Origin of the sequence: Limnohabitans sp. (genome assembly GCF_023910625.1) — a bacterium.
Taxonomy (GTDB): domain Bacteria; phylum Pseudomonadota; class Gammaproteobacteria; order Burkholderiales; family Burkholderiaceae_C; genus Limnohabitans_A.
Window position 1 is genome coordinate 2144680 of record NZ_JAAVVW010000003.1, and the last position, 20129, is coordinate 2164808.

Consider the following 20129-nt stretch of genomic DNA (forward strand, 5'->3'; position numbering starts at 1 on the left):
CCAGAATGGCTGCTGAGGTCGTGGCAATTGTTTGAGAATGAAGGGCATCATATATTAGACCACCTGCAATGTACACCGTACATGCAAGCTAATTTTATGACTTTTATGGCGGGTCAACCATTAACCAATATTATGCCGTTAACGCGGGCTTTGGAGAGTATTTGTGTTTAAATGTTTCAATCACTTTGGAATTACAAAAAATGAAATATCTTTCATAAAAAAATCACTTCTATTGGCTATTATATTCGTCTTTATATCGATTATTGGTGTGGCACTGGTGTCTATTTACTTGGTTTATGCCGAACCTGGTAAAGAAGTTGGCCTCAACCCTTGGCCATGGAATTTGGATGGTCAAACGATTGGCAATTTGTTCATTTTTGCATTTGCAAGCGCTGTTGCTTACGCCGGCGCACTAGTTGTAATTAAAATATCAGAACGACAAGCTGAGCTTACCGAGCAGTCAACCCCTGAGTATGAACACGCTTTGAAAGTGAGCGAAAGTATCATTGAGGGGCTACAAATAATCTCCTTGCGACTAAAGATGTTACAGGTTTTTTATCGGGCCAATCGTTTCGATGACAAGGCTTGGAGTGCTCCTGTAAATAAAACAGTTGTTGATGTGTTGGACGGCTGTCAGGAAGAGCTCGTTAAGCCATGGGTTAATCACTTGTCGCAATATATGAGTCATGCGAATGATAGGGGAACTGGCCGAATTAATTTAACTGCGGTTACTACAGCCTTTTATGAGGCTTGTATAGATTTTAATGCGTTTCTAACAAATGATAAAAATTTGACATCCAACCGCAAACAGATCGAAATTTACGTTGCCGATGTAATAGATAAGGCACAAAAGCTTATTGAGTCAACGATCAATATCGCTAAAGGTATAGTGATTCCCTCGGAAGTAAAATACAAGTTAATTCATCAGGCGCTAGCACAAATTAATTATGAGGATTTGAAAATATCTCAGAATCTTTCGTCCGTTGCAAATAAATCTTCGCAACACGCATCTCGCAAAATCAAAAATAATGAATTGAAAAAAAGGCTTTCAGCAGCATTTGAATTGACAAGCAAATCCGATGTATCTGCAGAATGGCTATATTACATTGAGCATGAATTTATGGACATGGGAACTTTTGAAGCTATTCGCGATGTATTTGATGAGATTTCCAAATCAAATGAGCGCTTATTCGATTCCTTTTATTGTGATGTAAGTAAAATAGAAATAAAAAACTTACATCGAAAAATAATTAATTCTAAAGACACCCAAGAGTTATTTTTAATATATATTGCAGGAGATCAAGATCCGCGGTTTCTATTTGCTAATTTAGATGCATTAGACCGTTGCGTTATTGTTTTTGAAGATTTTCCTGATCCTCCGTGGCTCGCCAATTTCAAGGACTCAGAAATTTATAATCAGTTTAGTAAATGTTTTGAATTTACCCCGGCGGTGCCTAACTGCATCGATAGCCATGACATCTCAAATGGTTCTGTTGAATGGGGTGAAGTCCTCTCTAGGTTGCGTAAAGCCTCTAAGGTTGGCGGGTTAGGGCCGAATCGATTCTTTTCTGAGAATGATAAAAAAGAGATGGGGTTTGACCATCTTGTTGATGAGCTTATGGAAAAGCCAAGTCAGTGTAGAAATCATTGGATATTCATGAATCGCTTGCCCAAGCCTACGAACGTCGAAAAATGCGAGCTTCATAGCAAAATCATGGCCGGGTGGTTGAGTCACATTCCCGCGATGTGTACGCGTGGGGATGGGGAGCGCAACACATGCTGGTGGGTCGGCACCTGAAAGACGACGCCGAGATATTTAGCAAATGGAACTCTGAAAGTACTGGTAGGCAAAATTCGATGCAATTGAATAGATTTATATTCGAATGGCAACTATTACAAACTGAACCTGACCGATAAAAATCAATATCGTTGCATGCAAACCATCTGCCAATGGTAAGAACAGGCGTACGGCAAAGGGATGCACCGACAACCAGAAGAGCTGATGCGTTATTACCGAAAAAATCCATCCACGAGCGCGATATCCTCTCGCCAGCAGACACCCTTACTGGCCTTCGGTACGTCGGCAGCATGATCGTGAGTCCTGATTTGCGGCAAGAGAAGCCGGCCAGGGCGGCGCTGGCTTTTGCCAGTTTGTGTGGCGCCGTACCAGAAGTCTTCAAAAACCACGGCCCGTTCCCGGCGCGTTTGCTTGGGGTAGGATCATCAGAAATCGGATGCAAGCTCATGAAGAAATGGGGTTTTGTATCCGTTGCGCCAGACGAACAAGCCATCGATTTGCGGCCAAGAATGGAAAAAATCATGCTGACTCAAGAGGATGCGAACATTTTTGACTTGGGCCGTAAGACTTAAGCTAAGGCCGCATCCCGATCTCAGTCGCACGATCGACACCGAATACAGAAAGACTCCATGGGCAACCGACTCACACAAATCGCCACCCGCACCGGGGACAACGGCACCACGGGCCTCGGCAACAACCAGCGCGTGTCTAAAAACAGCCTGCGCGTGCACGCCATGGGCGAGGTGGACGAACTCAACTCCAACATCGGCGTCTTGTTGTGCGAAGACATGCCTGCCGACGTGCGCGAGGTGCTGGTGGAAGTGCAGCACCAGCTGTTCAATTTGGGCGGTGAGCTGTCGATCCCCGGCTTTGAGCTGCTCAAGGAAGAAGCGGTGGCGTCCTTGGACGTGGCCCTTGAAAAGTACAACGCCCAGTTGCCCAAGCTCGAAGAGTTCATCTTGCCCGCGGGCACCCGTGGCGCTGCGCAAGCCCATGTGTGCCGCACCGTGGCCCGCCGCGCAGAGCGCGCTTGCGTGGCGCTGGGCAACGAAGAAGCCCTGAATGACACCCCGCGCCAATACCTCAACCGCCTGTCCGACCTGATGTTTGTGCTGGCCCGCGTGCTCAACCGCATGAATGGTGGCGACGATGTGTACTGGAAAAGTCAGCGCATGAACAAAGAAACGTCGGCCTGAAAACGTGCGCAGGCTTTTGCACACCTTGGGGTGGGCTGTGTTGAGCCTGAGCGCGCTCAGCCCCGCTGTGGCTGCGCCGTCGTCGGTGGTGCTCAGTTGCGCCGTGGCCTACCTGCCGCAGCGCAGCACCTGGGTGCGCGAGGTGCGCATCGATTGGGACAAAAAAGCCATCCGCAGTTTGCGCATCGATGGCGTGGAGCCCCATGGTTTTTCACTCATTCCCCAGGGCGTGATGACGGCGCTCGACAACGAACGCATTCAGATTGACTTGGTCGCGCGCCAATGGCAAAGCGATTTTCGGGGCCATGCCACCGGCCAGGGCCGTTGCGAAACCGTGCCCGGCTGAGCGCAGCGCGGCCTGTCACCTAGGTGCATGTTTCAGGGTTCTTGCGCGTGACAGCGCAGCGCAGGCGCTGCTACGCTGCAAACCATGAACAATGTGACACGCCCTTCTATTCCTGCGCCTCATTTGCCCCAAATTCGGTTGTACCAAAACTGGCTGCGCGATGAGCGCGGCCTGAGTTTTGCCACCTACAACGACCTGTGGCGTTGGTCGGTGACCGAGCTGGACGCGTTCTGGCAAAGCATTTGGGATTACTTCGACTTTCAGTCGCCCACGCCGCCCACGGCGGTGTTGGCCAACAACGTGATGCCCGGAGCCAAGTGGTTCCCTGGGGCCCAGACCAATTACGCGCACCAAGTGCTGCGGCATGTGCAGCCCGCGCACGACGCAGGGTTTTTGGCCGTCATCAGCCACAACGAAAAAGGCTTGCGTCGCGAAATGACCTGGCCCGAACTGCGCCGCCAAGTGGCGGCCATGGCGCTGCACCTGCAAGCCCAGGGTGTGCAGCCGGGCGATCGGGTTGCCGCCTACATGCCCAACATCCCCGAGGCGATGGTGGCGTTCTTGGCCACGGCCAGCATTGGTGGCGTGTGGAGCATCTGCGCGCCCGACATGGGTACCAACGCTGTGCTGGACCGCTTCAAGCAGATTGAGCCCAAAGTGCTGGTGGCTGTGGATGGCGTGAGCTACGGCGGACGCGACTTTGACCGCATGGGTGTGGTGCAGGAGCTGCGCGATGCCTTGCCCAGCGTGCAGCATGTGATCATTCACGAAAACTTGGGCACCCTCGACTTGGCCCATTGCGCCGTGGGTGCCAGCGTGCAGATGTCAACCCTCACGGCGCGTGACGATGCCGCCGTGCAGGCTTTTGTGCCCCTGTGGCTTCCATTTGACTACCCGCTGTGGATTGTTTATTCGAGCGGTACCACCGGATTGCCCAAGCCCATCGTGCATGGCCATGGTGGCACGGTGATCGTGGCGCTGGCCAACAAGATCTTGCATAACGACATCGGCTGCAGTTACCACCCCAACAGCTGGGGCGAGCGCTTTCACTGGTACAGCTCCACCGGCTGGGTCATGTGGAACGCACAGGTGGCAGGCCTGCTCAATGGCGTGACTTGCGTGATCTATGACGGCAACCCCGGCGGCAGCAAAGACAAGCCGGACTGGGGCATTTTGTGGCGCATGGCGGCTGAAGAAAAGGTCACGTTCTTTGGTGCGGGTGCTGCTTTCTTTGCCAACTGCCAGAAGGCCGGCGTGGACATTGAGCGCTGTGGTGATTTGTCGCGGGTGCGGGCCTTGGGCACCACCGGATCGCCCTTGTCGCCCGAAACCCAAAGTTGGGGTGTGGACCAATTCAAGGCCATTGGCACCGACATTTGGTGGTGCAACATCTCGGGCGGCACCGACTTTGCGGGCGCCTTTGTGGGTGGCCACCGCGAGCTGCCGCAAGAGCCCGGCGTGATGCAGTGCAGAGAACTGGGCTGCGCGGTCGAGGCCTGGAACGAAGCGGGCGAGCCGGTCAAAGGCGAAGTGGGTGAGCTGGTCTGCACCCAGCCCATCCCGTCCATGCCGCTGTACTTTTGGGGCGACCAGAACAACGCGCGTTATCTGGCCAGTTACTTCGAGATGTACCCTGCAGGCCATGGACGCCAACCCGGCGGCGGCGACGGCCCGGCCAGCATGGGCGGCGTCTGGCGTCATGGCGATTGGCTGCGCATTGGTAACGGAAATCCGGAGAAAAAAGGCGAGGGCGAAGGCTGCGTGATCTTTGGCCGCAGCGACGCCACCATCAACCGCTACGGCCTGCGCATGGGCACCAGCGAGCTTTACAGCGCGGTGGAGGCCCTGCCCGAAGTCATGGATTCGATGGTGGTGGATTTGGAATACCTGGGCAAAGAAAGCTACATGCCGCTCTTTGTGGTGTTGCGCCCCGGCACAACGCTCGACGATGCGCTCAAGGCCAAGCTCAACAGCGCCATCAAGGTGGCGCTCAGCCCGCGCTTTATTCCGAATGAGATCTTCCAGGTGGCCGAGATCCCGCGCACCCTGTCCGGTAAAAAACAGGAGCTTCCGATCAAAAAACTCATGCTCGGCCAGCCACTGGAAAAGGTCGTCAACAGGGACGCCATGGCCAACCCGTGGTGCTTGGATTGGTATGTGGAGTTGGCCAAGCAGCATTTGGCTAAGGCATGAACTGGCCAAGGGGCACACATAGTCTGTAACCATTCATGAAAAAACCATTAAACAAGAGAAAATTTCTAAAAATCATTGAATGACAACAGCTTAGAACGCCCGTATCATCGGCGTATTTATTCAGTTATTCATTCAATGACCGACGCCGAAAACCTGATTGCAGCCCTGCGACGCCATAACGGCCAGGCCAGCAGCCCCGAGTTGCAGGCACGGCTGGGCGTGAGCCAGCCTACGGCCTCACGCCTGCTGGCCCCCTTGTTGGCGTCGGGCCAGGTGATCAAGGTAGGAGCTGCTCGTGCGCAGCGCTATTTGCTGCCGCGTGATGTGCCTGGTGTTGGGCGGCAGGTGCTCATTCATCAGGTGCTGCCCAGTGGCGAGCTGCAACTCTTTGGCACGCTCTACCCGCTGGTTGGTGGTGGGTTCTGGATGGAAGAAGCCGACAAGGTCCATGGCCAAAGCGCGTTTCACCCCAGCCTGCCCTGGTTTTTGATGGACACCCGACCCCAAGGTTTTTTGGGCCGCGCCTTTGCGCAGGTGCATGCTGAGCTGGCCTTGCCCCCCCACTTGGCGCACTGGAGCGACGACCACATCCTGCTGGCGTTGGTGCGCGCAGGCGAAGACTTGCCCGGAAATTTGCTGGTGGGCGCTGCGTCGCTCGACCGTTATTTGGCCTTGCCCCCCAACCGCAGCGCGGCTCCGTTGGTGACCGACTCGGCGCGCGACTACCCGCATTTGGCATTGCAGGCTTTGGGCAGTGCCGCCCCGGGCTCCAGCGCGGGGGGCGAGCAGCCCAAGTTTGGCGCGGTAAAGGACGGCTTGCCCGTGCTGGTCAAGTTCTCGCCCGCAGGCGACGCCCCGGCCGACCAGCGCTGGCGCGACCTGCTGGTGTGCGAGGCCCTGGCCCTGCAAACCTTGCAAACCGCAGGCATTGCCGCCGCGCAGACCGACATCGTGCAGGCCGGTGGTCGCGTCTTTTTGCAAAGCCGCCGCTTTGACCGCACGGTGCAGGGGCGCATGGGCATGGTGTCTTTGGAGATGTACGACGCGCACTACATCGGCATCGGATCGCAATGGGCGGCCACCGCCATGCAGACTGGGCGAGCAGGCGCAGAAAAATTGAGCGTCACCGACATCCAGACGCTGTGCCTGCTCGATGCCTTTGGCGCCCTGATCGCCAACACCGACCGCCACCACGGCAATGTGTCGCTGCTGCTGCACCAACACCGCTGGCAACTGGCCCCCGCCTACGACATGCTGCCCATGTTTTACGCCCCGGTGGCGGGCGAGGTGGTCGAACGCGATTGGGCCAGTCAGCTGCCACGCCCCAATGCCCACACCCTGAGCGTCTGGCCGCAGGCGAAGGCGCTTGCCTTGCAGTTCTGGCAAAGCGCAGCGGCAGATGCCCGGATCAGTGAGGACTTCCGAGTTGTGGCGCGAGTGAACAGGTGCTTGGTGTCTCAGGCATGAAACGCTACATTGGTGTGAACAAGAAACACGCGCCGATGGACGCATCAAGGAGGCTTTCAATGACCGATCACGAGATACAGCTTTTTGAATCCATCCATGTCCGTTCGCATTGGGATGAGGCGCAAGAGAAATGGTATTTCTCGGTGGTCGATGTGGTTCGGGTGTTGACGGATTCCACCAACCCGACGGATTACCTCAAAAAATTACGCAAGCGAGATGCAGAGCTGGGGAGCTACCTGGGGACAAATTGTCCCCAGGTCGCCATGCCCAGTGCCTCTGGGGTGATGCGCAGAACCCTGGCCGCCGATGTGCCCACACTCTTGCGCCTGATCCAGTCCATCCCTTCGCCCAAGGCAGAGCCCTTCAAACAATGGCTAGCCAAGGTGGGCTACGAGCGCATGCAGGAAATCGCCGATCCGGCGCAAAGCCTGGACCGCGCCCGCGAAAACTGGCAAAAAATGGGGCGCAGCGATAAGTGGATTCAGCAGCGCATGACCGGGCAGGAAACCCGCAACAAGCTGACCGATTACTGGCAGACACACGGCGTGCAAGGCTCGGATCAGTTTGCCCTGCTGACCAACCTGATTCACCAGGAATGGGCGGGCGTCAGCGTCAAGGAACATAAGGCGCTTAAAACCCTGAAAACCCAAAACCTGCGCGATCACATGAGTGAGGCTGAGTTGATATTCACGGCGCTGGCGGAGTTGTCCACCCGCCAGATTGCGCAGAAAGAACAGGCGCAAGGCTTGAGCGAAAACGCCAAAGCGGGTGTCGCGGGCGGGCGTGTGGCCAAACGTGCCAAGGAAGACCTAGAGCAACTGACGGGGCAGCTTGTGGTGACCGGGAGCAATTTTCTGCCGCCACCATCTGGGAAAAAACGGGTTCGTTGAGCGAGAAAACCAGCGCACCCAGTTGGTCGAATGCACACTCTCCGGCGAAAAACCGCACCGCGCTTTGCAACGGTTTGCGAAGGAAAAAGCCCCGGTATAAGCGGTGCAGGTGATGCGCGATGCGCGGCACCGCTACACGCTGGGCGACATCCAGATTGCGAGGGCTGGGGATTATTTGAATAGCCTGGCGACATAAAAACGATGGGAAGATCATGAAGACCCGCCTCATACACACGACCGACGAAGCAGATGCCCTGATGGCTGAGCTTTCAAAATCTGCGGATCATGCCGTCGAACAGCTGCAAAGCTTGATGCAGCATCAAGGGGGTCTTCAGGTGCTTGAGAACATCAAATTTCGACCTATCGGTCGTGATCCCCTAGATGCCGGAAGGCCCTTGAACCTCATCGAGCAGGTCAACCAGACTTTTACTTATTTGGCATCGGTCAAGGCGGTCAAAAAACTCATGGCCTTGCACCCATCGCTTGCTCCATTTACCGTGAATCTCGGCACAGCTCCAGGCTCGGACATTGCAAGCGCAAACGGCGAATTGGCCGCGGAAGTTTTTGCTGCTGTGAGCACGACGAGCAACAGAAAGCTGGTGAAAGACCGTCAAAAAGTCAGTCAAACATTCGCAACGTTCAAATATGTGTTCTTCATGTGCCCAGGTATAGGGCCAGGACGACAGCCTAACCTGGAGCGCGAGATGGGTGTAGAGGTGTGGTCTGTGGGCGAGTGGAAATGATGTGCGCCAGCAAAAACGGCGTGCCGCTTTAGCAGGCACGCCGTTTCGTTTTGAGCTTCAACCGAATCAGTTCTTGTGCAACTCAGCGTTCAACTCGCCCCAGCTCTTGTTGCGCGGGATCGCGTGCAACGCGCCCGACTGTGAGTCGCGGCGGAACAAGATGCCGTTTTTGCCGGACAACTCTTTGGCCTTCATGACCGAGCCGTCGGGCATTTGGACGCGGCTGCCGCCGGTGATGTAGCAACCGGCTTCGACGATGCAGTCGTCGCCCAGCGAGATGCCGATGCCGGCGTTGGCGCCCAGCAGGCAACGCTTGCCGACCTTGATGACTTCTTTGCCGCCGCCCGACAGCGTGCCCATGATGGAGGCGCCGCCGCCGATGTCGCTGGCGTCATCGACCACCACGCCTGCGCTGATGCGGCCTTCGACCATGCTGGCGCCCAAGGTGCCGGCGTTGAAGTTGCAAAAGCCTTCGTGCATCACGGTGGTGCCACTGGCCAGGTGCGCGCCCAGACGCACGCGGTCGGCGTTGGCAATGCGCACGCCCGATGGGATCACGTAGTCGGTCATTTGCGGGAACTTGTCCAGGCCCTTGATCTCAAGCACGCGGCCAGTGCCACGGGCTTTCAACCGGGCGGCGGGCACATCGGCCAGCGCGCAGGGGCCAAAGTTGGTCCAGGCCACGTTGGGCAGCAGACCAAAGATGCCGGTCACGTTGGCACCGTGCGGCAACACCAGGCGGTGGCTCAGCAGGTGCAGGCGCAGGTAGGCGTCGTGCGTGTCGGCGGGCGCGTCGGCCAGGCTTTTGATCTCGGTGCGCACGGCGACCACGGTGGCGTTGCGCACGCTGCAGGCGACCAGGGCTTGGGCCACGTCAGCGCCCAGTGCGGCGACGGCTTCGGCCAGGGTCAGGCGGGTGCTGCCGCTGGCGGCGACGTCGGCAGCCAGTTCGGGGGCCGGGAACCAGGTGTCCAGCACGGTGCCGTCAGCGGCGATGGTGGCCAGGCCCGTGGCGCGTGCGCCGGTGGTTTGGAATGTGCTCATGTTTTGCTCCGCAAAAGAAGGCCCGCCATGCTGGCGGGCCGTTGAAAATGGGAAGGGGTGATTATCGGGGATGTGTCATCGAGCGCATTGACTGCGCTCAATCGCTGTCTGTGCTGACCGGTTACCGTGGTCAACCGTGTTGCAGCGCGGACCTGAATTGGCAGGATAAAAACCCTGGGAACAAATGGATAGGAAATCCAACAGCATGGGCACAAGAATGGCATCGGGGTGGGGTGTTGCCGCCGACCGAAAACTGACCATCTAAACCTAGGAGTGCCGACTCAAAATTGACCAGGGTGTTCAACTGCTCTGCTGAATATTTCAGCAGGAGCGCAAGAAAGTGATCACCATGGAAATGATAGGCAAGGTCAGGCGCATGAAGTTGCGCGAGCAACTCTCCCACAGCGAGATAGCCAAGCGCACGGGTTTGTCGCGCAACACGGTCAAAAAATGGCTCAAGACGTCGCAGTGGCCCTGGGACTGGCCTGATAGGCTGCACGGCTCACAGCGCGCACTGGCCAGTGCTGCGCTGCTGATTCACGCAAGCCCTGAGCAGCTACAGCACAACCTCTTTGCCGTCACCGAACCACGCGTAGCCCTGAAAAAATGCAGCGCGCACGGCTTTGCCGCATACGAGCGCCCAGGCGAACTCAGCGGCTCGGCCCTGCTGTGCCACCCGGCAGCCCTAGCCCCTTATGCGCAGGCCGTGGTGACGCAGGCGCTGCAAGAAGGTCTGTGCTACTTGGAGCTGCGCGGCAGCCCGCACAAATACCGGCCACTCGACCCAACGGGCTTTTTGCGCGATTTGTCCACCGAACTGGACCGTGCGCTGGCGGCTGCGCCGCCCATGCAGACGGGGAGCGTGGGCGTAGCCAGCAGCGCCCCGTTGCGCATCGGCTTTGTATGGATAGTGGACCGCCGCCAGCCCCAGCAAGTGCCCACCGTGGTGCAAGCTGCAGTGGCGGCACGCGCGTAACTACCCGATTTTTTACTGGGCCTGGACTTGGCGGGCGATGAAGGTACCCACAACCCCGCCGCGCTGGCCACTGGCTTTGCCCCGGCTTTTGCCGAGTGCCTACCCTTGACCATCCACGCCGGTGAAGGCGAAGCCGCGCAGAACATCTGGCAAGCCGCCTACCACCTGCACGCAGACCGCATTGGCCACGGCCTGACGCTGGCCGAGCATCCACAGCTTGCCGCGCGCTTTCGCAATCGCGGCATCTGCTTGGAGCTGTGCCCCAGCTCCAACCGCGAAGTGGTGGGCTTTTTTGACCCCGCCTACCCCGCCACCGACGGCCTGCCTCGCTACCCGCTGCGCCGCTTCATACAGCAGGGCCTGCCGCTGACGCTGTGCACCGACAACCCTGGCATCTCGCGCACCAGCTTGGCCGACGAATACCTGGCCGCTGCACGCATGAGCGAAGGCGGCTTAACTCTTTGGGAAACACTGGCGCTTACGCGCCAAGCCTTCCTGCACGCCTTTTTGCCCGCCGCCGATCGCGAGGCGCTGCTCAAGCGCATGGACGAGCAGGTGTTTGTGCTGCACAGCCGAGGCACGGTGCCAAGCTCGGGCCCCTCAGACATTGGCGTAGCGCAACTTCGCTCGGCCTCTGGCGCATGAAGGCCTCGCGCCCCGAAGCGTAAACCGCATTTCACACGACACATGGCCACCTGGTTCATCAGCCGCCACCCCGGTGCCAAAGCCTGGGCCGCAGAGCAAGGCCTGCACATCGACCAACACCTGGCGCATCTGGACACAGCGCTCATCCAGTACGGCGACACCGTCATCGGCACCCTGCCCGTGCACCTGGCCGCTGCCGTCTGCAGCCAAGGCGCACGGTATTTCAACCTCAGCCTGGACCTGCCCGCCGACTGGCGTGGGCGCGAACTCAGCGCCTACGAACTGCGCCAATGCCAAGCACGACTCGAGTGCTTTGAGATTCAAATGATCCCAGCTTCATTCGCCGAGGCACTGCCATGAACCATCCGGCCATGGCAACCGACGCCGTGAACACACGGCGCTTACGAAGGACCGTTCAATTGACGCCGCTTTTGACAAACAAGCGCATCCAGGCATCGCGGGGACTGAGTATTTGCATATCGCCTTGGGCACCCCAACCCAAGACCCGCCGATCCCCTGTCACAAACACCACGGCCCCCGCCTCTTGGGCAGCCCGCACCAAACGCACATCGTTGTCGTCGGCCGGCTCATCCACATCTGGCGCACAAGCTGCCACAGACCAAATCGCATCAAACATGGCCTGTGACTGTGGCAAATGGGGAAACTTGCGCCAGAGCACCTCATGCGCCTCAGCCTGCACCAGGCGCGTTGTCAACAGCCAATTGCGCTGGGCCGACTCAGTCAAGATTTCTGCACACAAACCTGCAAACACCGTGGCCGACAGCCACACATTGGTGTCCAGAAACACCTTCACGACACGTCTCGCAAAATGTCATCCTCGGTCAGCCAGCCCGCCTGCCGCGCTGCGGGGCCCAGTTCGGAATGCGCCGCTTGCAAGGCCGTACGCAAGCGATAACCCCGCAAGGACTCGGCCAGCAACTCCCGCACCACCTCGCTCTTGGTCTTGCCCGTTTGCTCGCAAGCCAGCTGCAAATCGCGCTCTTCGCGCTCGGTCAAACGCACGGTCAACGTACTCATTTCAGTCCTTTCAGCGCACCCCCATGAATGCGTATGACATCGTAATACATCCATCCACTCTCAGCAAGCTCCTATGAACCTATTTCCGGCAGTTGACATTGCGTAAACCGGCTGCAAGCTAGACTAGATGCCAATTTCAATGGATTTATTGGAGTCACCAAATGGGTGAAGCAAAAAGGCGTCAACTTGCTGTCCAAACGCAGGCACTGGAGGCCATGGTCGTGGATACGCCGGGCGGGCGAATTCATGTGAAGTAGGACCATGGTGCCAGCGCCACACCGAATGCACAGTTGACCTTCTTCTCCGAGTTCTTGGCCACCACGGGTGTGTACAGCTCCTGGGTCGATAGCTGCCCATTGACCTACACAAGCCCCAATGCACCCAGCAAACAGGATATCTTGGGCACATGGCTGCTGGCGATACTGGCAGGGCACAACCGCTACGCCCACATCACCGTGCTGCGCGACGACATCAAGCCGATGTTCGGAAAACAAAGCGGAGCTGAGGTCAGCTACAACCCACACAAACCCGGGCGCCCGAGCCACGCACTGCACACATACTGGGTTGGCAACCTGCGCTTGGTGCTGGACGTCGTTGTCTGCCCCGGCAAAGAGCACAGCGCAGCCAAAGCGCGGCCTGGTCTGATCGGCGTACTGGAAAAGCTCACGCCCCAGCAGCGTCCGACCTTGGTCCGAGGCGACTGCGGCTTTGGCAACGAACCCTTTATCACCGAGCTGGAGGAGCGAGCCCAGCCCTACCTGTTCAAGCTGCGTCAAACTGTGGGTGTCAAGAAATTATTGGCACGCCAATTCGCGCGTGATGACTGGAGCACACCCGGCCCCAGCGAGCAAGGCTGGAGCGCAGTCGAAGATACCCTCAAACTCTCGGGCTGGGACAAATCACGTCGGGTAGTGATCTTGCGGCGTGCCGTCAAAGCCGATTTGGCGCTGAGTCGAAAGACCAAGAACGAGCCGGGCGAGCAGATTGAGTTGCTGATGCCGGACAAGGATGTTCAGGTTTGGGAATACGCGGTGTTGGTGACAAACAGCGCCTACGCATTGGACGCGTTCGGTCAACTCTATCGGGACCGGGCTGACTGCGAGAACGGATTTGACGAGCTCAAAAATCAGTGGGGATGGGGTGGCTTCACGACCCAGGACATTGAGCGCTGCCAGACCAGTGCTCGCGCTGTAGCGCTGGTGTACAACTGGTGGTCCTGGTATTGCCGGGCGGCCAAGCCGGGTGCACGCATGGAAGCCATAACCAGCCGAGCGTTATTGCTTGCCAGTGTGGGGCGCGCTGTCAAACATGCGGGACAGACAACGCTGTATCTGACACCCATGCATGCTGCCAAGGACAAGTTGCTCGCGCTCATTGCCAACATTCGTGCGGCTTTAAGTCATGTCAGGGATGTTGCGGAGCAGTTGCCTTTTACGGATCGATGGAGGACATTTCTGGACTACGTGGTGGCCAAAATCACGCGCCCACTGCCACCTTGGCTACCGTCAGCCCAACTTACAGCGGCAGGGTAACTGCCGGATTTAGGATCATCGAACGTCTGCGCGAACTCATCGACGAACGCGCCGACGACGTGCGCATCTACCCGCTGACCGAAAACACGCGCATCTGGGGCCTGGGGACACAATTCAATGACGACGGCAATACGCTGTGCGACGATTTCATGGATAAACTCAGAGCGGTGGACCACGACACCGAACCCAGCACGGCAGAAGACGACAAAAGGCTCAACTTTTCATGACCCAAATTCCTTGGCAACCCAGCACGCAAGTAATGGATGCCATTGGATTTTTTGGACCGAGGAGCCAAACCCAAGCCCCGAAAATCAGGGGATTAAGACCTGTTAGTGCGAGCATGTTTACTTGGTTAATCGCCGCCCCCAGGTTCTTGGTTGTATCGAAGCGACAACTAGTCTGACACAGGGGGGCACCAGCTTACGCAGGTGTGGGGGCTTCATTTGCGGTTGACCAGCACAATGCCCACCGCCACCAGCGTCAAGGACAGGGTCAGGGTGAGTGTGACGGTTTCGCCCAGCCAGAGCATGCCGAACAACAGCGCGAACAGCGGTGTCAGAAAAACAAAGGCCGAAATTTTGGTGGCCGGGTAGTGGCCCAGCATCCACATCCAGGCCAGGTAAGTGGCAAAGGCACCGACCACGGTCTGCACCACCACCGAGGCCATGGCAAAGCTGCTCCAGGGGTTGTCCCAGGGCTCGCCCATCCCGTGCGACAGCAGGGCCAGCACCGCGGTGCTGACGGCCAGTTGGTAGAACAGCAGCTTTTCCGCCGACAGCCGCGTGAGGTTGGTGGCCCGGATGGCCACGGTGGTCAGCCCCCACAAGGCCCCGGCTGTCAGTCCCATCAGATCGCCCGTGGCATTGCCACTGCCAAAGCCTTCGCGCAACGCGAACACCATAGCGGCAAAAGCGCAGGCCAAGCCCAGCCATTGCACTGGCCGCAGCCGTTCGGTGCGGATGAACCAAGGCAACAGGGCTGCCACCCAGAAGGGCGAGGTGTACAAAAACACCGTCAGTCGTGATGCCGAGGTGTGCTGCAGCCCGATGTAGAGAAAGGCAAATTCAAGCGCAAACAGGCAGCCTACCAGCAGACCTGCCCACAGGCTGCCATCGCGTGCAAACAGATGCACCCCGCGCCACTGGCACCACACCCACAACAGCAGTGTGGCACCCAGGCTGCGCACCGCCGACTGGAACACCGGGGGCAACTCGGCCACTGTGGCTTTCACCATGACCTGTTGAAACCCCCAAAACAAACAGCACAACAGCAAGATCCCGACCGCCAGGGGGTCCAAGTGGTCTTTGCGGGGACGGCTTGAGGTATTCATGGGTCGATTGTGCCGCCATCCAGCTCGGCACGCTGTCACCTTGCACGGCGGCATGGGCGGTTAACATGTCTGACAACAGCCAGCGGCTGACGCCCGCTCTTCTCCTTTTGTAATCCTGATCGACCGCTTCATGGCCTTTTCAGTCCGAACCCGTATGGATGTGTCTCGTCGAGACCTGCACCGCATGGCTTTGGCCGCAGCCTTGGCCCCCTGGATGGCGTGGGGTGTTCAGGCGCAAGGGGCAGCCCCGCGATGGCAGGTCAATCCCTTCAGTTTGGGGGTGGCCAGTGGTCAGCCCCAGCCGGGCAGTGTGGTGCTGTGGACGCGCTTGCTCATCCACGAAGCCGATGCCGCATGGCGAACACCGGGCCCAACAGTGGTGTGCGAGTTGTATGCCGACGAGGCTTTGCGCCAGCCGGTTCGGCAATGGCGACTGGTGGCAGACCCCCAACGTGGCCACAGCCTGCATGTGCTGGCCGATGGGCTGCAAGCCGGGCGTCCCTATTGGTACCGTTTTGTCAGCGGTCAGGCCGTGAGTGCGGTGGGCCGAACCCGCACAAGCCCCGCACTGAACGAGCCGGTGCGCCGCTTGCGACTGGCTTTGGCGTCTTGCCAGCATTACGAACAAGGGCACTTTGCAGCGCACCGCCACATGGCAGCGCAAGACCTGGACCTGGTGCTGTTTCTGGGTGACTACATCTATGAAAGCAGCAACAAGAATTTCAAGATCCGCGCCCACGAAAGCGGCATGCCCTTTTCGTTGGCCGAGTACCGCGCACGCCATGCGCTGTACAAATCCGACCCCGACTTGCAGGCCTGCCATGCGGCGCATCCCTGGCAAATGACCTGGGACGACCATGAGGTGGTGAACGACTACGCCAATGACCTGGACCGCAATTTCACCGAACCGGCCGTGTTTTTGAAGCGGCGTGCGGCGGCCTACCAAGCGTATTTTGAGCACATGCCCTTGCGCATCGGGCCTGATGCGGCGCAGCCCAGTCAGATGCGCATCCATGACCGCATGGCTTGGGGCACCCTGGCCGATCTGTGGACCTTGGACTGCAGGCAATACCGGGACCACCAGGCCTGTCCGGATCCGATGCGGGGTGGGGGGCGTGTGGTCATGGGTTGTGAGGCATTGAACGATCCGGCCCGCAGCATGCTCGGCGCCGCGCAAGAGCAGTGGCTGACCGCGGGCCTCACCCAAACACAGCGTCGCTGGAAATTGCTGGCGCAGTCCACCTTGATGGCCAGCAGTGGCCTGTCTACGCCCTTGGGCCGCAGCGCCTTCACCGACGGTTGGGACGGTTATCCGCAAGCGCGCTCGCGCCTGTTGCAGACCTTGGCTGATGCGCGGCTCAAGGATGTGGTCATGCTGGGCGGCGATGTGCACGCCAATGTGGCGGCGCAGCTGCGTTTGCACGCGGGCGATGAGCGCTCGCCCGTCCTGGCCAGCGAATTGGTGACCACGTCTGTATCGTCCAGAGGCATGTCCAAAACGCTGATGGCACAAATTCAGGGCGAGAACCCGGACCTGCGCCATGCCCGTTCAGACGAACGGGGTTACACCTTCATTGACCTACGGCCTGAGCGACTGGATGCGCAGTTTTTGACCACCCCGCACCCGGTTGCGCCCCATGCCGGACTGAGCGTTCAGGCCCGATGGGCCGTGCACCAGGGCGTAGCCGGCGTCGGGCCGGGTGCATGAAGTGACCTGAAGGTATGCAAGGGTAACCATTGAGTCACTTTTAAGGCGGCGCGGATAAAATGCGGTCATGCAAACCAAAACCCTTCCAGCACCCAAAAAATCGTTCAAAGTCCAGATGCTCGCAGCCCGTGAGGCAGCAATCATCCAGTCGGTCAACCGTTTGTTGGCCGAAAAAGGCTTTGATGCGATGACGGTGGACGAAGTGGCGGCCGAAGTGGGCATTGCCAAAGCCAGTTTGTACAAACATTTCACCAGCAAGGAAGAGCTGGCCTGTGCCGCCATGGTCACGGCCATGCGCCGGGCGCAAGAAGTCATTCAGGCCACGGACCCCAGCTTGTCACCGCTGGACAAACTGAAGTCCGTGACGCGCTGGACCATGACGCTCAAGCTGCAAGGCCAGATGCCTTCTTTGCCCAGCCAGAACTCCAGCCTGCGCGCCACCCTGATGGCCAGCAAGGACTATATGGATGGTCTGATGGAGGTCAGTGACGCATTGGGCGGCTGGATCGAAGAGGCCCAGGCTTTGGGCCAAATCAACCAGGGTTTGCCCGCTGTGGCGGTCCTCTATACCTTGTTTGCCCGGGCCTGCGACCCGGTGCTGGAGTTTCTGAAAATGGGCCAGCAGCACACCGATGCGCAGATCCTCGACCAGGTGATGAGCACCTGCTTCGAAGGATTGAATGCCCGCTGAAGTATCGGCCTCAACGCACCAGCAGCACGGGCACTTTGCTGTTGGCCAACACCTGCGTGGCGACCGAGCCCATCACCAGGTTGCCCAGCGTGCCATGGCCGTGTGAGCCCATCACCAGCAGATCGAATTTGCCGGTATCGGCGGTCTTGGCGATGGTTTCACCCGCATGGCCCACTTTGGCCATGGTCTTGGCGTCGATGCCGTGGCGCAACAAAAACTTGGTCACAGGGCCCAGCACTTTTTCGGCTTCTTCGCGCTGGAAAGACTCGGCCATCTCCTTGCCCACGGCAGCGCGTGCACGCGGGGGCAATTGAGGATTGACCGTCAGCAAGGTGTATTGGTTGCTGGTGCTGAAGAGTTCATCGTGCGTGGTCAGGTAAGCGAGCATTTTTTTGGTGTATTCGCTGCCATCAACGGCCAATAGAATTTTCATGAAGATCTCCTGTGAGGTATCAGACAAGGTTTGACTCTAACCCGCGTCTTGGCAGCAAGTCTTGACTTGGGTCATGAAAAAGCGAGTCTGCCTGCTCGCAGCAGATGTTTGTGGTTTGACGCTCGGATGCGCCTGGCCTTCAGACGGCCAGCAGACAGTGGGCCTTGAACTGCAGTTGCTCGTTTTTGGCCGCATAACCCAGCGGGTTGGCCACCACGCGGCAGCCGTGTTGGGTGTAGTCGCTGGGGCAGTGCAGGTGGCCGTGCAACCAAAGCCTTGCCAGGGGCAGCAAGTGGTCCAGCGCATTGCAAAACCCCGCCGTGCCCGGCACCCGGCCATAGCGCGGGTCGGCACTGTGCAGGCTGGGGGCAAAGTGCGTCACCACCACGGTGTGACCGGCAAACGGGGTGTTCAACGCTTGCTGGAGCCAGTCCTGACACTGCAGCGCTTGCTCGCGCAGGCCTTCGGCCAACCAGGCTTGGCCCTGGCGCGTGGTGGCGGCCTTGCGAAGGTAATGGTTGGCGGCGCGAAAAGCTTTGTCGCGGGCCTTGAGCTGGCGCGTGTACGGGCTGTTGGGGTGGTGGAGCTGGGCTGGAAATTTGGCCGGTGTCGGTTCTGGCAAAGTCTGCCCCGCCAGTGGCCCCAGCGCGTCAAAGTCGCTCCACAGCGTCGTGCCCACAAAGCGAACCGCGCCCATCTCTACCACTTTGCGCTCCAGCCAGGTGATGCCCAGCCGGGCACAACTGTCCTGCAGGCGGGCGTGGGCCTCATCAAAGTCCAAGCCGTCGTATTCGTGGTTGCCGGGCACAAACAACACGGGCGTGGGCCAGCCGTGCAGCGGCGAAAAGCGCTGCAGGCCAAAGTCGGCATCGCCTGCTGCGGCCAGCGCCGAGTTGCTTTGGTAAGAGCCAATGTCACCGGCCAGCACCAGCACATCGGCGCCAGGGGCTGGGCTGGGCATGAAACCGGGGTTGGATTCCAGGTGCAAGTCCGATAGAAGTTGGATGTTCATGGCTTGGCCTCGGTGCCAAAAGCTGCCTGGGCCACTTGCAGCAACTGGCGGCGCAGCCATTGGTGGGCGCTGTCGTGTTGCAGGCGGCGGTGCCACAGCGCTTCGACGTGCACAGGCGGCACATCGAGTGGCAAATCGCGCAACGCCAGCTGCTCGCCCATGCCCGTGGTGGGCACAAAGTGGCGCGGCAGCACCGTCAGCAAGTCGGAGTTGACCACCACCTGACCAGCGGTGAAGAACTGGTTGACGGTGAACACGATGCGTCTCTGGCGTCCGATCGAGGTCAGGGCCTCGTCGACAAAACCATGGGGGCGACCGGAAAAGCTCACCAGCAAATGCCGCGCGGCGCAATAGCTTTCCAGCGTCATGGGCTGCTCGGCCAGAGGGTGGCTGCGTCGCATCACACACACGTACTCACCCGTGTACAGGCGCTGGTGCTCAAATGCGACAGCTTCACCGGCCTGGGCGCGTCCCGTCAAATCGGTCAGCACCGCAGGAAAGTAGCCCAGCGCGATGTCGGCCGTCCCGTCGGCCAGCATGCTGCGCGGATCGCGCGTGGTCAGGGGCACCACGCGCAAGGACACACCGGGAGCCTGCAACTCCAGCTGTCGGGCCAGCCCGCCCATCAGTTCGGCCGCTGTGGCGTCGGCCATGGCCAGCACAAAGGTGCTGTTGGCTTGCTGGGGCTCGAAAGCGCTGGGCACGATGGTCGCCTGCAATTGGCGCAGGGCCTCGCGCACGCTGGGCCACAGCGCCAGCGCCCGGGGTGTGGGCTCCATGCCGTGACCGTGGCGGCGCAACAGTTCATCGCCCAAGGCCTCGCGCAAACGCCGCAAGGCATTGCTCACGGCGGGCTGTGTCAGGGCCAGGTTGTGTGCAGCGCGAGTCAGGCTGCGTTCGGCCATGACTTCGTCAAACACCCGCAGCAGGTTCAGGTCCAGAGTGTGGAAGGTGCTGGGAGGCATGGGGTTCATGGCGAGCGGCTAACTATCACGATTATGAATGGTTGAGATCATGAATATAAAGTTGAGTCGCATCAGTAAAAACCCTAGTATTCGGTCTTGATTTAAGTCATGCGCACTGTCTG

21 protein-coding genes and 1 pseudogene are annotated in these 20129 nt (G+C 58.9%); 15 read left to right on the forward strand and 7 right to left on the reverse strand.

Going from position 1 to position 20129, the window contains the following annotated elements:
- Nucleotides 1-277 precede the first annotated feature (277 nt).
- The 8 genes from HEQ17_RS13665 to HEQ17_RS13700 all read left to right on the forward strand — a co-directional run bounded on the left by HEQ17_RS13665 (nt 278) and on the right by HEQ17_RS13700 (nt 8633).
- Nucleotides 278-1798, forward strand: coding sequence for a hypothetical protein (locus HEQ17_RS13665; protein WP_296293243.1), 1521 nt, complete (start codon nt 278-280; stop codon nt 1796-1798).
- 131 nt (nt 1799-1929) lie between these two features.
- A complete protein-coding gene (locus HEQ17_RS13670) occupies nt 1930-2370 on the forward strand; it encodes a hypothetical protein (protein WP_296293244.1) in 441 nt (146 codons plus the stop codon).
- A 57-nt stretch (nt 2371-2427) separates the two neighbouring features.
- Nucleotides 2428-2994: a cob(I)yrinic acid a,c-diamide adenosyltransferase gene (locus HEQ17_RS13675; RefSeq protein WP_296293245.1), complete on the forward strand. Its 567-nt coding sequence runs from the start codon at nt 2428-2430 to the stop codon at nt 2992-2994.
- Nucleotides 2995-2998: 4 nt separating this feature from the next.
- Nucleotides 2999-3340 (forward strand): hypothetical protein, encoded by a 342-nt coding sequence (locus tag HEQ17_RS13680; RefSeq protein ID WP_296293246.1) that lies wholly within the window; start codon nt 2999-3001, stop codon nt 3338-3340.
- 84 nt (nt 3341-3424) lie between these two features.
- Nucleotides 3425-5533 carry an acetoacetate--CoA ligase gene (locus HEQ17_RS13685; protein ID WP_296293247.1) on the forward strand — a complete coding sequence of 703 codons (2109 nt, stop codon included), beginning with the start codon at nt 3425-3427 and terminating at the stop codon, nt 5531-5533.
- A 135-nt stretch (nt 5534-5668) separates the two neighbouring features.
- Complete coding sequence (gene yjjJ / locus HEQ17_RS13690) at nt 5669-7000, forward strand: type II toxin-antitoxin system HipA family toxin YjjJ (protein ID WP_296293248.1); 1332 nt, start codon at nt 5669-5671, stop codon at nt 6998-7000.
- 59 nt (nt 7001-7059) lie between these two features.
- Nucleotides 7060-7890, forward strand: a complete 831-nt coding sequence (locus tag HEQ17_RS13695; protein WP_296293249.1) for a Bro-N domain-containing protein — start codon at nt 7060-7062, stop codon at nt 7888-7890.
- Nucleotides 7891-8102: 212 nt separating this feature from the next.
- Nucleotides 8103-8633 (forward strand): hypothetical protein, encoded by a 531-nt coding sequence (locus HEQ17_RS13700; protein ID WP_296293250.1) that lies wholly within the window; start codon nt 8103-8105, stop codon nt 8631-8633.
- A 66-nt stretch (nt 8634-8699) separates the two neighbouring features.
- Here HEQ17_RS13700 and dapD read toward each other — a convergent pair whose 3' ends face one another.
- Complete coding sequence (gene dapD / locus HEQ17_RS13705; protein ID WP_296293251.1) at nt 8700-9677, reverse strand: 2,3,4,5-tetrahydropyridine-2,6-dicarboxylate N-succinyltransferase; 978 nt, start codon at nt 9675-9677, stop codon at nt 8700-8702.
- Between the two features lie 349 nt (nt 9678-10026).
- On the opposite strand from dapD, the pseudogene HEQ17_RS13710 reads away from it, so the two are divergent.
- The 3 genes and pseudogenes from HEQ17_RS13710 to csx16 all read left to right on the forward strand — a co-directional run.
- Nucleotides 10027-10137 (forward strand): annotated as a pseudogene (locus HEQ17_RS13710) (helix-turn-helix domain-containing protein); the annotation flags it as partial.
- A 543-nt stretch (nt 10138-10680) separates the two neighbouring features.
- Entirely contained in the window at nt 10681-11298 is a 618-nt protein-coding gene (locus tag HEQ17_RS13715; protein WP_296293252.1) for a hypothetical protein, read from the forward strand.
- A 42-nt stretch (nt 11299-11340) separates the two neighbouring features.
- The gene (gene csx16 / locus HEQ17_RS13720) at nt 11341-11658 is read left to right on the forward strand and encodes a CRISPR-associated protein Csx16 (RefSeq protein ID WP_296293253.1); all 318 of its coding nucleotides are present in this window, start codon (nt 11341-11343) and stop codon (nt 11656-11658) included.
- Nucleotides 11659-11713: 55 nt separating this feature from the next.
- On the opposite strand, the gene HEQ17_RS13725 is transcribed toward csx16, so the two are convergent.
- On the reverse strand, nt 11714-12112 hold the full coding sequence (locus HEQ17_RS13725) for a hypothetical protein (RefSeq protein ID WP_296293254.1): 399 nt from the start codon (nt 12110-12112) through the stop codon (nt 11714-11716).
- Nucleotides 12109-12336, reverse strand: coding sequence for a hypothetical protein (locus HEQ17_RS13730; RefSeq protein ID WP_296293255.1), 228 nt, complete (start codon nt 12334-12336; stop codon nt 12109-12111). The genes HEQ17_RS13725 and HEQ17_RS13730 overlap by 4 nt, the downstream gene beginning before the upstream one ends.
- 290 nt (nt 12337-12626) lie before the next feature.
- Here HEQ17_RS13730 and HEQ17_RS13735 point away from each other — a divergent pair, with 290 nt between their 5' ends.
- Both HEQ17_RS13735 and HEQ17_RS13740 read left to right on the forward strand, forming a co-directional pair.
- Complete coding sequence (locus HEQ17_RS13735) at nt 12627-13868, forward strand: transposase (RefSeq protein ID WP_296293256.1); 1242 nt, start codon at nt 12627-12629, stop codon at nt 13866-13868.
- Complete coding sequence (locus HEQ17_RS13740) at nt 13832-14095, forward strand: CRISPR-associated endonuclease Cas2 (RefSeq protein WP_296293257.1); 264 nt, start codon at nt 13832-13834, stop codon at nt 14093-14095. Before HEQ17_RS13735 ends, HEQ17_RS13740 begins: the two co-directional genes overlap by 37 nt.
- 212 nt (nt 14096-14307) lie before the next feature.
- Here HEQ17_RS13740 and HEQ17_RS13745 read toward each other — a convergent pair whose 3' ends face one another.
- The gene (locus HEQ17_RS13745; protein WP_296293258.1) at nt 14308-15198 is read right to left on the reverse strand and encodes a DMT family transporter; all 891 of its coding nucleotides are present in this window, start codon (nt 15196-15198) and stop codon (nt 14308-14310) included.
- 130 nt (nt 15199-15328) lie between these two features.
- On the opposite strand from HEQ17_RS13745, the gene HEQ17_RS13750 reads away from it, so the two are divergent.
- Both HEQ17_RS13750 and HEQ17_RS13755 read left to right on the forward strand, forming a co-directional pair.
- Entirely contained in the window at nt 15329-16906 is a 1578-nt protein-coding gene (locus tag HEQ17_RS13750; RefSeq protein ID WP_296293259.1) for an alkaline phosphatase D family protein, read from the forward strand.
- A gap of 67 nt (nt 16907-16973) precedes the next feature.
- Nucleotides 16974-17597: a helix-turn-helix domain-containing protein gene (locus tag HEQ17_RS13755; protein WP_296293260.1), complete on the forward strand. Its 624-nt coding sequence runs from the start codon at nt 16974-16976 to the stop codon at nt 17595-17597.
- A gap of 10 nt (nt 17598-17607) precedes the next feature.
- Here the strand turns inward: HEQ17_RS13755 and HEQ17_RS13760 are convergent, their stop codons facing one another.
- From HEQ17_RS13760 to HEQ17_RS13770, 3 genes are all read right to left on the reverse strand, one after another.
- Complete coding sequence (locus HEQ17_RS13760) at nt 17608-18030, reverse strand: universal stress protein (RefSeq protein ID WP_296293261.1); 423 nt, start codon at nt 18028-18030, stop codon at nt 17608-17610.
- 139 nt (nt 18031-18169) lie between these two features.
- Nucleotides 18170-19042: a metallophosphoesterase gene (locus tag HEQ17_RS13765; protein ID WP_296293262.1), complete on the reverse strand. Its 873-nt coding sequence runs from the start codon at nt 19040-19042 to the stop codon at nt 18170-18172.
- The gene (locus HEQ17_RS13770) at nt 19039-20007 is read right to left on the reverse strand and encodes a LysR family transcriptional regulator (protein ID WP_296293760.1); all 969 of its coding nucleotides are present in this window, start codon (nt 20005-20007) and stop codon (nt 19039-19041) included. Before HEQ17_RS13770 ends, HEQ17_RS13765 begins: the two co-directional genes overlap by 4 nt.
- Nucleotides 20008-20129 lie beyond the last annotated feature (122 nt).